The sequence below is a fragment of the Ruegeria sp. BF10 genome (assembly GCF_056538725.1).
The window spans coordinates 503,064-514,754 of record NZ_JBQFTR010000001.1; the positions used below are offsets into that span (position 1 = coordinate 503,064).

10 protein-coding genes are annotated in these 11,691 nt (G+C 60.1%); 5 read left to right on the plus strand and 5 right to left on the minus strand.

Going from position 1 to position 11,691, the window contains the following annotated elements:
• Nucleotides 1-58 precede the first annotated feature (58 nt).
• The 5 genes from ACR0DJ_RS02635 to ACR0DJ_RS02655 all read right to left on the minus strand — a co-directional run bounded on the left by ACR0DJ_RS02635 (nt 59) and on the right by ACR0DJ_RS02655 (nt 5,509).
• A complete protein-coding gene (locus ACR0DJ_RS02635) occupies nt 59-352 on the minus strand; it encodes a helix-turn-helix transcriptional regulator (protein ID WP_425078743.1) in 294 nt (97 codons plus the stop codon).
• Nucleotides 349-2,616: an AAA family ATPase gene (locus tag ACR0DJ_RS02640; protein ID WP_480683781.1), complete on the minus strand. Its 2,268-nt coding sequence runs from the start codon at nt 2,614-2,616 to the stop codon at nt 349-351. The genes ACR0DJ_RS02635 and ACR0DJ_RS02640 overlap by 4 nt, the downstream gene beginning before the upstream one ends.
• A 60-nt stretch (nt 2,617-2,676) precedes the next feature.
• Nucleotides 2,677-3,645 carry a GIY-YIG nuclease family protein gene (locus ACR0DJ_RS02645; protein WP_425078741.1) on the minus strand — a complete coding sequence of 323 codons (969 nt, stop codon included), beginning with the start codon at nt 3,643-3,645 and terminating at the stop codon, nt 2,677-2,679.
• Nucleotides 3,646-3,788: 143 nt separating this feature from the next.
• A complete protein-coding gene (locus tag ACR0DJ_RS02650; protein ID WP_480683782.1) occupies nt 3,789-4,259 on the minus strand; it encodes a hypothetical protein in 471 nt (156 codons plus the stop codon).
• Between the two features lie 596 nt (nt 4,260-4,855).
• Nucleotides 4,856-5,509, minus strand: coding sequence for a GntR family transcriptional regulator (locus tag ACR0DJ_RS02655; RefSeq protein ID WP_425078739.1), 654 nt, complete (start codon nt 5,507-5,509; stop codon nt 4,856-4,858).
• 70 nt (nt 5,510-5,579) lie between these two features.
• Here ACR0DJ_RS02655 and ACR0DJ_RS02660 point away from each other — a divergent pair, with 70 nt between their 5' ends.
• The 5 genes from ACR0DJ_RS02660 to ACR0DJ_RS02680 all read left to right on the plus strand — a co-directional run bounded on the left by ACR0DJ_RS02660 (nt 5,580) and on the right by ACR0DJ_RS02680 (nt 11,691).
• Entirely contained in the window at nt 5,580-6,818 is a 1,239-nt protein-coding gene (locus ACR0DJ_RS02660) for a Gfo/Idh/MocA family protein (protein ID WP_425078738.1), read from the plus strand.
• Between the two features lie 78 nt (nt 6,819-6,896).
• The gene (locus ACR0DJ_RS02665) at nt 6,897-7,907 is read left to right on the plus strand and encodes a sialic acid TRAP transporter substrate-binding protein SiaP (protein ID WP_480683784.1); all 1,011 of its coding nucleotides are present in this window, start codon (nt 6,897-6,899) and stop codon (nt 7,905-7,907) included.
• A 30-nt stretch (nt 7,908-7,937) separates the two neighbouring features.
• Nucleotides 7,938-8,513, plus strand: coding sequence for a TRAP transporter small permease (locus ACR0DJ_RS02670; RefSeq protein WP_170414485.1), 576 nt, complete (start codon nt 7,938-7,940; stop codon nt 8,511-8,513).
• Nucleotides 8,510-9,805 carry a TRAP transporter large permease gene (locus ACR0DJ_RS02675; RefSeq protein WP_058282995.1) on the plus strand — a complete coding sequence of 432 codons (1,296 nt, stop codon included), beginning with the start codon at nt 8,510-8,512 and terminating at the stop codon, nt 9,803-9,805. The genes ACR0DJ_RS02670 and ACR0DJ_RS02675 overlap by 4 nt, the downstream gene beginning before the upstream one ends.
• Entirely contained in the window at nt 9,805-11,691 is a 1,887-nt protein-coding gene (locus tag ACR0DJ_RS02680; RefSeq protein WP_480683785.1) for a bifunctional sugar phosphate isomerase/epimerase/4-hydroxyphenylpyruvate dioxygenase family protein, read from the plus strand. Before ACR0DJ_RS02675 ends, ACR0DJ_RS02680 begins: the two co-directional genes overlap by 1 nt.

Here is an 11,691-nt window from a genome sequence, read left to right on the forward strand (position 1 = left end):
CCCGCCTCGCCGAGACCTGGATCTGCCGTGCAATACCCGGTGTCATCGGAATCGCCGCTCACCGGTTCGCGATGCACTGCCGGATGTACTCCTCGATCTCGGCCGCGAGGAACCGCGACCCGACAGGGTCCATCCTGATCTTCTTGGGGAAGCCCGGCCGTTCGCGGCACCAGCGGTCGATCGTGGTCCGGTCGCGCCGGAAGATTTCCGCCACTTCTTCGACGGTGAGCAGTTTGAGTTTCGGGTCGATAGCCATTCGCAATCTCGCTTTGCTGTTGTCTGTGGCAACGAAAAATGTCGCGGGGTGCCGGTAGGCAATGGTGCGCGCGGGGTTATCCACATAAGAGTTCATCCCGAACTTTCCGGCGGCTCCGGGTCGTGGATCGCGGGTTCGGGTCGGACCGGCTTGGCGATTGTCGGATGCAACCCTTCCAACACCTCGCGGCACCGCTCCTTCGATAGCTCTCTCTCGGCCATCAACACCTCTGCGACGGCATTCAGCCGATCCCGGTTCTGCCGAAGGATGCCCTGCGCCTGTTCGAGGCAAGCGCTGAGGGCATCCTGCACGGCGCGATCGACGGCATCGCCGGGCCGCATGATCGCTCCGCTGGCCGGGAGGTGGGTCAGGTGATCGCCCATACCCCATTCGAAGAGCATGCGGCGGGCGAGGTCGGTGGCGCGGGCGAGGTCCGAATCCGGGCCGTTGCCCGCCCCGCTGGAGGCCTCACCGAAGACCAGTTGTTCGGCGGCGTAGCCCGCCAGCAGGGTGGTCAGGCGAGCCCGCGCGCTCTGGCGGGTCTCGATGCGCGGGCGCGGGTATTCGACCGAGCCGCCATCCACGGTGAGCACGGCGCGCTCGGGCAGGCCCAGCCCGCAGGTGGCACCCACGACCATGTGGCCGGCCTCGTGGATTGCCGCGCGCCAGAGGAAATCCGCGTCGGGCGGCGGGGCGATGCGGCGGGCGGCGGCCTCCAGGTGGCGCTGCTGCAGGGGGAGGCCGTCCGCCCGCGCCAGGCCGCGCGCATCCCGGACAAGCGCGGTGACCTGCGCGCCCGAGAGGCCCAGCAGCTGATCGGCAAGCGGGGAGAGGTTGAGGCCATCCGCATCGTCCCCGAGGGCCAGGCGCAAAATCCGGACAAGGGCGGCGCGGTTGGGATTGCCCATCTCGAGCTTCAGGTCGAAGCGCCCGGGCCGGATGACGGCGGGGTCCACCATGTCCGGAAAATTGGTCGCGCCCAGGACGAGGACACCGGGCGTGTCATTGAGCCGCGAGAGATGTTCCAGCAAGCCATTGACCACGCCGACGATGTAATCCGACCGGCGATGCGCTGCGTTGCGATGGGTGAAAGAGTCGAGTTCGTCGAGGAAGAACACCGACGGCACCGCCCGGATCGCCGCCTCGACCTTCTCGGACAGGGCGCGCAGCATGTCGCCCTGGTGGCCGTGCTTCTGGCAGTCCGAATAGCTCGTCGCCACCAGAGGCCCGCCGATCGACCCGGCGATGGCCGCGGCCAGGAGCGTCTTGCCATTGCCCGGCGGGCCGAACAGCAGGACCGAGGAACTGACCTCGTCCCAGGTCAATTGTCCGGACATCCAGGCCCGGACATCGGCAACCAGCCGGTCGATTGGGGCCTGCACCTCGGCGTTCAGCACCACGTCGGCCAGGGTGATCCCCGCAGGCTGCCGCATCCGCGCGGTGGCGTCGGCCAGGGCATCGGCAACGGCCAGCGTTGTGGCTTCGCAAAAGGCGCCTTCGATGACCGGCAGCGGCAGAGCGGCCAGCGCGCCGTCCTCGGGCAGTCGGTCGCGCAGAGCGTCCTCGGCGACGCGGCCGGTGGCGGAATGCGTCGCGCGCAGGATCTCGATGCAGATCTCGCGCGACGGCGGCGGCAGAGTGAAGACGCGCCGGCAGAGCGCCCGCTCGATCTCGGACATGGAACCGGTGTCGGGGAGGAAGCAGATGGTCTTGCGCCCCTGCCGGACGGAAGAGGCGATGATCCTGCGGTAGTCTGCCTGCCGCTGGAGCGCACGGTCCCGGCTGTCACCCGCGACCGTGCCGGGGACCGGCGTGTCGATGCCGCGCCAGCGGGCACCGCCCGGAGCGTCGAGTTCCGCCAACCAGCCCAGGATCGAATCCATCTGCGCCCACATCAGCCGTCGATCCTCCGGACCGGGCGCGAGGATTACTGCCAGCGCCCGGTCCCGGGTGACGGCGGCCACGTCCTCGGCGCTGTCGAACAGCGCGGCAAAGCGCGCCGCGGCCACCATCGCGTCGATCGGGGGGTCGAACAGGCCGTTGGTATCGCCGGTGCCGTCCGCCTCGGCCCAGGGGTCGCGGCCCTCGGCGATCGCACGGGTGACGTCGCGGGCACGCATCCCGTGCACCGCCGGCGTGGCGCCGTAAGGCTCATCCATGCGCAGCTGCGGTGGCAGGGACCGCACGTCCGGGCGGACCGGGCCGATGCCAGGCGCGTCGTCGTCAGGGTCGGTGGCCGATTGGAGATCGGCGGTCAGATCACGGTGCCATAGGGCGATGCGGCGCAGCAGCGGGCGCAGGAGCGACAGGGCAAACGGAGACAGCGCACCGGCGGGCGCGGGGCGTGGGGTCTGGGGCATCAGGAGAACTCCGGACAGGGTGGAGAATGGGGGCCGCAGATTGGCGGCCCCGGGTCGGGATCAGGCGGCGGCGCTGTCCGGAGACTCGGAGGCGCTGGGGTCCCAGCCCGCCGCGACCGCCTCCAGCAGAGCCTGGATGTAGGGCCGGGCGTGATGGTGATAGATCTCACTGGTCGTCTGGATCGGACCCCGGAACAGCGCAGGCGGCACGATCAGGTCGGGGCGATGCGCCTTGATATGCGCGTGCAGGGCTTTCTCGATGCAGATCGCGCGATGTCCTGACTCGACCGGCACGGCGCGCAGCAGCGTGCCCCGGGTTTGTCCGGGATCCCGCTGCACCTGGCGCAGCCGGAAGGCGGGGTTCGAGCTGAACCCGAGCTTGATCACCGGCAGATCGGGCAGGGTGAAGGACAGGAGATAGATCTGGCTGGGCTTCGACGCCCAGCTCTCGCCGCAGCCCGCGCAATCGACATCGCCATGGCGCATGTTGGCCACCGCCACGTCCTGCCGGTGCCCGCAGGCATGGGCATAGCGGCGATAGCCGGGGTTGTCGCGCCGCGCCTTGCCGATCAGCTGCCAGTCCTGCGCCTCGGCCTCGGCGGCGTGGCGTTCTTCGGTGCAGGTCTCGCAACTGAGCCCGTGCCCGCCGGCGGCGGCCCGTTCGACCCGGTGATGCTGGCGGCGGCCGGTATGGCCGCAGGCGAATTCATAGAGGCCATAGTGCCGGTCACCTTCGGGGTCCGGCCCGATCAGGCAGGCGCCCATCGTCCGGGCGGCCTTGGCGCGGCGGGCGGCGATGCAATGCGGGCATTCGGGCGCGTGATCCCGAACTACATTGATGCGCTTGAGAGTGGGCTGGCCGCAGGTCTGGCAGCCGAGGACGACGTGCAGGCGATCCACGGCGCGGCCGATCAGCGAGAAGCCTTTACGCTCGGCGGCGGCGGTCCAGTGACGTTTGACGGGGCCGACGAAGACAGGGCGGAATTCCCCATCGATGGGGAACGGGAACAGCGTTTTGCTGGTGGGCATGGAAAAAACTCCGGACAGAATCCACCCGGGGGCCCGCAAGGCCTGCGGGCGGGTGGAGAGGAAAAGAAAGGGAGTGAGACAGGCCGGCGGGGCCTGTCCGGGAGACCCGGACAGGAAGAAAGGTGCGGGCCGGTCGGAAAAGCTCAGGCGGCGCGGGGCAGGCCTATCAGGGCCAGATTGCCACGCCAGGCCTCGACTAGGGCCTGCGCCTCCATCAACAGCGCATGGAGATCGGGGGCGGTGGTCTTCTGCGCCCGGGCCAGATCAAAGAGCACACCGGACAACTGGAGCAGGTCGGACTGGGTGGGCAGGCCGTCTTCCACCGCAGGCAGCATCTGCCCGGCGGCGGCCCGCAGGTCGGGATGCGCCGCGCGCATATCCCGGACAGCCCGCAGCCCGGCGTTGACCAGCGACCAGGCGCAGGCGGCGGTGTCGCCCAGTTCCATGCCCTTGTCCGAGTTCAAATCGGCCCGGGTCTCGTACACCAGCCAGTCGGCGCGCAGGGCGACGAAAAGCTGGTCGAGCGCGGCGCGAAAGGCGAGCCTGTCCGAAGAAATGAGCGCAGTCAGCGGTTCAGCCGCAGGGCGCGGCGTGCTAGAGCGTGGGTCAGCCATGAGGATCTCCTAGCGATCGTTGTGGTCAGGGCGGAGGCGAGAGGGTAGGAGCTCTTGCTTCCGTCCGTTCAATATGGGACTATGCGATTACGATGTCAACATCATAATGCAGAAAAGTCATGGCGCCACCAAAGAAAGATACCGAAGCCCTCACCCTACGCCTCCATCGCGACCTCATAGCCCTGCTCGACGACGCCCGCAGGCGCGAAGAGGACATACCTACGCGACCGGAGATGATCCGACGCATCCTCGACGCATGGAGTCGAGGGGAGGTGTATGGGGAACGGCAGTAGCTATTAGAGCGAAAAATCCGCAGGGGTCAATCTCGGTCACTAAAGACACTAACGCTGTCACATTGGGCGGATTCCGGACCTTCTCTGCATCTGCAAACCCATCCATGTATCGATGAGCGAGCGGACATTCAGACTGGCTCACGCTGCCGGTCGGTAATGATCGACGATCAGGACGGAAACGGACTTGGGGCAATGCGGCATGTCCGCTGCATCAGCCCCTAAGAAGCAGCCATTGAGCCGAACTGCAGTGAAAAGTATCGTCAGCCCAGCCTTGAAGGTGAAGCAGGCAATCAGCATGCCGCCTTACATAGCCTCCAACGTGTGGATGAGGCCGTTTCGGATGTGATCTTCCAACAGTTTCTTGGCCATATTCGCGTCTCTGGCCAATGCGGCATCGAACATGTGTTTGTGTTCTTTGGCTGCTACCTCACCTCGATAGGTCAGTACGAGCATCTGGTAGCGAAGATATTTGTCATAGATGATTGAGTGAAGGGATAGAAGATTCTTGGAGTTGCAGGCTGCTATCATTGCTTGATGAAACTCCGAGTCGTACCTCTTCCAGGTTTCTTTCTCAGAGTCATCTCCTTTGAGAAGCCGTTGCTCCATCAAATGCAGCTTATGATGCGCGGCGACGAGGTTCCCCTCCCAATCCGTGTCACCATTCTCGATGGATAACTCCAACGCGTGGCATTCCAACAGGACACGCAGCTCTGATATCTCGATCAGGTCTTCACGGGAGACCGGTGTAACCAGGAACCCCCGTTGCTCAGGAGCTTCGACAAATCCGTCACTGGCAAGCCTGTTCAGGGTCTCACGAAGTGTCGAAAGGCTCGCCGAGTAGCGTTCCTTCAAAGCGTCCAGCTTCAGTTTGGAGCCGGGCTGCAGCTCCCCGAAGATGATGTCCCGCTTGATGCGCTGATAGGTGCTCGCACCTATCGTAGACGGCTGTTTCGCCATGCGTTTCACCCGATATTATCAGTTTCCTCGTTGAATTAGCATTTTTCGGAGACATCAGCAATCCAAACCGATGTATGGTAAAAATAAAAATATCATACATTATTGCGGAATCGCGAAAACCTCAATACGGTCGTGGCCAAGTTGGGCAAAGCAGCCCGATCGCAATCATCGGTTTCGGGATTTTCCGGACCCTCCGGAAGGAAGCAAAGTGTCTAAAAACTTTCGCATTGCCATTATCGGCATTGGCCTTGTTGGACGCCGCCACGCAGACGCTATCCGAGCGTTGCGCCATGTTGATCTCGTCGCGATGGTCGACCCCAGCGATGAAGGCCATGCTTACGCCGTTGAGCACGGGGTCGCATGTTACGAGACCCTCGAGGAAATGTTTGCAAATCAGACGCCGGACGGAGCTGTTCTTGCGACGCCGACCACGCTTCATGTTGAACAAGGCCTCACGTGTGTTCGATATGGTTGTCCCGTTCTTGTCGAAAAACCGATCGCCGTGGAAGCCGCCGCTGCACTGGAGCTTGTCCAAGAAGCGGAGAGGGCCAATGTGCCGCTGATGGTCGGACATCATCGTCGGCACAATCCTCTGATCAAGTCAGCCAAAGAAGCGATTGCTGATGGCAAGATCGGAAAAGTTCGCGCAGTCCATGCGAATTGCTGGTTTTATAAGCCCGATGAATATTTTGACGCTGCGCCCTGGCGAAAGAAACCTGGTGCAGGGCCCATCTCGGTCAATCTTGTCCACGATGTGGATCTGCTGCGGTACTTGGCCGGAGAAGTTGTGACCGTACAGGCTCAGTCGGCGGCATCGCAACGCGGTTATGACAACGAAGATGTCGCGGGCGCGTTGTTGACGTTTGAAAGCGGTGCGATAGGCACCATAAGTGTGTCCGACAGCATCGTTGCTCCGTGGAGCTGGGAGATGACGTCTCAGGAATATCCGATCTATCCTTCGACCTCTGAGAGTAGCTACATGATCGGTGGCTCTCATGGGTCGTTGTCCATCCCCGATCTTCGGTTATGGAGCTACCAGAGTGAGCAAAGGGACTGGTGGATTCCAATCTCGTCAACCGCGCTGAAGAAGGGTTCCTCTGACCCGCTGGTCAATCAACTCAGGCATTTTGTTGAAGTTGCTCGGCACGAAGCAGATCCGATTGTGTCCGGCTGGGAAGGCTTCAGAACGCTTCAAGTCATTGAAGCCATACAGAATTCCTGCAGGACTGGCGAGGTTGTTAGAATAAGAAACCTTCAGGAAATGCAACAACAGAGAATGCAGGTCAAAAAAATATCTGATATTTTGTAAAAAATCTTGCAAAATGTCCAAAATAGGTCAAAACTCAGAATCGGAAAAATACATCATGATGTCTCAGGGAGGAGCAAAGTGATTACCAAACTTACCCGCCGGGCTGCTGTATCAGCCCTTGTTGCAACCGGTGTTCTGTTTGGCGCAACAAGCGGTGCGCTGGCTGAAGACAAAGTCCAACTTCGTCTCGCAACATCAGGATCGGAGACCGACCAACGCTCGGTCGCTATGGCAGAAGTTTTCGCGCCGATGGTCGCCGATTTCGCAAGTTATGAGCCCAGCTATAACGGTACCATCTTCGCTCAGGGCACTGAGTTGGACGCCATCAGCCGGGGTAACCTGGAAATGTCGATCACCTCGGCGCAGGAACTGGCACAGTTCTTTCCCGAGTTTTCGATCTTTACCGCAGGCTATGTCCACCAGGACGCCGCCCATCAGGTGGCAGTCTTCAACGATCCCCTAATGGATGCCTTTAAGCAAAAAGCCGAAGAAGAACTGGGTGTTAAACTTCTGTCGGTCATGTATCTGGGTCGTCGTCAGGTGAACCTGCGCCAGCCCAAGGATGAGCTGACGGTCACAACTCCGGCCGATCTGGAAGGCGTGAATCTGCGGATGCCGGGTACAGATGCGTGGCAATTCCTCGGAAAAGCGCTGGGCGCCGCCCCGACACCAATGGCCTTCTCCGAAGTCTATACCGCGCTGTCGACCGGTGCCGTTGACGGTCAGGACAACCCGTTGCCGACCGTGGTTGATGCCAAGTTTTACGAAGTGACCAATCAGATCGTCCTGACATCGCATCTGGTCGACCTGAACTATATCGCCATCGGCAAAGAGGTTTGGGACGGTTTGACCCCGGAACAACAGGCAAAAGTTCAGGAAGCGGCAGATGCTGCGGCTGAATCGGGGCGCCAGAAACAGCTGCAGAAGGAAGAGGACCTCGTCAGCTTCCTCAAGGAGCAGGGCATGGAGGTCTACGAACCCGATCTCGCAGCGTTCCGTGATCAGGTACAGACCATGTATCTGGAAAGCGAATTTGCCGGGTCATGGCCGGATGGCGTTCTCGAGCAGATCAACGCTCTGGGCAACTAAGGCCACTTGGACAAGGGAGGGAGAACCACAATGAAAAAATTCATCAAGGGGTTCTCCCGATTGACCGAAGCGATTGCCGGCGGGATGCTGGCGGCAATCTTCCTGATCTTCCTTCTGCAAATTCTTTTGCGCTATTTCTTCACCCCTGCCGGGTGGACGCTTGAACTGATTGGCATCCTTTGGGTCTGGGTGATCTTTTTCAGCTGCGCTTTCATCGTGCGTGAGCGGGATCACGTGAAATTCGACATCATCTATTTGTCTGTGCCCCGACGCGTGCGTCAGGTATTTGCGATGCTGGCGGCCGCGGCAATCGTGGTCGGGATGCTCTACAGTTTCCTGCCGACGTGGGATTACATCGACTGGATGAAAATCCGCAAGACCGCGACGGTACGCAATCCCTTTTCGGGTGAGAAGATACCGCTGCGCACCGTGTTTTCGATCTATGCCGTGTTCATGCTGGTCGTAGCCGCGCGGTATGCATGGCTGTTTTTTGACATCATGCGCAACGGCCCACCAAAAACCGAACTTGAAATGGTCGTGGGATACAACGTGGTCGACGAACATCCCCGTGTTGATGTGGAAGACGACGAGGACGCAAGCAAATGAGTTTCGAACTTCTTTCCTGCCTGCTCACACTCTTTGTTCTGGCAGGCATCGGGACCCCTATTGGCTACTCCATCCTGCTGGCGTCACTGATGTATCTGGGTGTTGCTGGTCTGGACGTTGCACTGGCGGGTGAAAAAATCCTGCAGGGTTTCTACAAAAGCACGATCCTGCTTGCCGTGCCTTTGTTCATTGTCGCCGCCAATATCATGAACGCGGGGTCGATCACCGACCGCTTGCTGAACTTCTGCGTCGCTGCGGTCGGGCGGTTCAAAGGCGGCCTGGGGCACGTCAACGTGGTGGCATCGCTGATTTTCTCCGGCATGTCCGGCTCAGCCGTCGCGGATGCGGCGGGGATCGGCAAGATCATCATTGAGATGATGACCAAGGATGGCCGCTACAGCCGAGGCTACGCAGCTGCAATCACGGCGGCGTCGGCAACGATCGGCCCGATCATTCCGCCGTCGATCCCGATGGTTCTGTATGCGCTGGTCTCAAAGGCGTCTATTGGGTCGCTGTTCCTTGCTGGCATTCTGCCGGGTCTGATCATGGGCATCGTCCTGATGGCGATGAACTATTATCTTGCCGGAAAGCGGAACTTTGCATTGGAAGAACCTGTTCCGCTGCGCGAGTTACCGGCTAAAACCGCCAACGCGTTCCCGGCACTGCTCATGCCCGCAATTCTGCTGTACGGCATATATGGCGGCGTCACTACTCCGACAGAGGCCGCCGCAGTTGCTGCATTCTACGCCCTGCTTCTGGCAGCGTTGTTCTACCGCGCACTGACCTTCCGTGGCCTTTATCAAGTGTTCGTCGACAGCGCACGCTCTTCCGCCGCCGTCGGGGTGGTCATTGGTGGCGCGTTCATTCTGAACTTCATCGTCATTCAGGAACAGATTCCACAGTCGATCTCGGCACTGCTGGAGGGTTCAGATGTTAGTCCGATTGTTTTCCTGATCTTGGTTAACCTGCTTATCCTCGCTCTGGGTTGCGTGTTGGACGCGACAACGATCATTCTTGTGATCGTGCCCCTGTTCATTCCAACCTGCGAAGCGCTTGGGATTGATCTGGTGCATTTCGGAGTGCTGGTCGTCGTGAACTCGATGATCGGTCTGATCACGCCGCCCTATGGCATTCTACTGTTTGTGATCAACGCCGTGACAGACATTCCTCTGCGCGAAATCATCTCGGAAATCTGGGCCTTCCTCGCGGTTCTCATCTTCGCCTTGGTGATCATGATGCTGATGCCTGATCTGGTCCTGTGGTTGCCGCGTATGTTTGGATATCAGGGATAATGTGCCTTTCGGTTTCGACAACGTCGATCCCCGGTGATCTGGCTGAAAAGCTGAGTGCTATCGCTGACGCGGGATTCGGGGGTGTCGAACTACACGAACCGGATTTGACCGCTTTTGATGGGCCGCCATCGCAAATCCGGAATATTGCATCAGACCTCGGCCTGAAGATTTGCCTGCTACAACCCTTCCATAACCTTGAAGGTAAGACCGGCAGCGGTCGGCAGCGCGCTTTTGATCGGCTAAAGCGCAAACTCGACCTGATGAGCGAGTTGGGAACAGAATTACTGCTAATCGGGTCTGCTTACGAGGTCGATGCCGCTGCAACCGAAGAACAGGTAATCGCGGACCTTGGCGAGGCGGCCAAGATTGCGAAAGAGATGGGGTTGCGTCTGGCCTATATGGGCTTGCCATGGTCGGATCTTGTTCACTCGGATGAGCAGGCGTTAGGCGTCGTTGAAGCCATCGACAGCCCTCATTTGGGGTTGGCCTTGAACTCATTCTTCTCGCTTGCCGACGGGTCCAAACCCGCCCGCCTTCGGGACATTCCCGGAGAGCGGCTGTTCCATGTGCAACTGTCCGATGCACCCCGGCTTGAGATGGATATACGTCGGCTCAAACGGCACTTTGGACTTCTGCCAGGGCTCGGATCGCTGAACCTTGCAGGTTTCGTGCGGGTGTTGTCCCGCGCCGGGTACAAGGGGCCTTGGTCTATTGCGCGCGTCAACGAAGCAGGTCCTCAACCCGGTGGCCGAACACTGGCCCGAGACAGCTATAGGTCGCTGGTGAACCTCTTGGACGAGGTGTCGCGGACCGAGCCCGGAACGAACTTTGGTATCCCGAAATTGCCTGAACGCGTTTACGCCTCAGGCTTCGAATTCGTTGAGTTTACAGCCGACGAAACGAGTGGGACCCAATTGGCAGACATGCTGTCAGCAATGTGTTTTCGAATGGAGCGAAAGCACGTCAGCAAGTCCGTCGAGCTGTGGCGGCAGGGGGCTATCAACATCGTAGTGAATACCGAAAAGGACGGTTTTGCCCAGTCGGCGTTCCTGGGCCACGGCCCCTCGGTTTGTGACATGGGGTTGCGTGTCAAAGATGCGGATCAGACGGTCCAGCGTGCGACCGCGTTGGGCGCTCCGAATTTCTCGCAGCCGGTGGGAACAGGAGAGCTGGATATTCCGGCCATCCGTGGTGTCGGCGGCAATGTCGTCCATTTCATCGATGAGAAATCCGATCTGCATCGGGTTTGGGATATCGAATTTGAGCCGGTAGCGAAAACCAAAGTGACCCAGCCCGCCGGTTTGCGCCGTATCGACCATCTGGCACAGACGATGAGCCACGATGAAATGCAAAGCTGGCTACTGTATTACATCTCGACTTTTGAGATGGAGAAGTCGCCTATCGTGAATGTGGCCGACCCGTCCGGCGTCGTGCAAAGCCAGGCCATCGAAAGCCCCGAAGGCGAAGTGCGCCTGAACCTGAACGGGGCAGTTGGTCGCCGAACTCTGGCGGCTTCGTTCCTTGAAGATGGCTTTGGGGCTGGTGTTCAGCACATCGCCTTCCAGTCTGACGATATATTTGAAACTTCAGACCAATTGCGGAAGTCCGGTTTTCCCAGCCTGTCCATCCCAGAAAACTACTACGCTGATCTGCAAGCGACATTCGGGTTAAGTGAAGACCTGATCGCCCAAATGCGCAGGGATAACATACTCTACGATCAGGCGGCGGGTGCCGAGTACTTTCAGATCTACAGTCGCCCTATCTTTAACGGCTTTTTCTTTGAAATTGTTGAGCGCCGAACTGGTTACGCCGGCTATGGCGCGCGTAACGCTGCGTTTCGATTAGCGGCGCAAACGCGACACCACGTGGCGGAAGGAACAACCTAA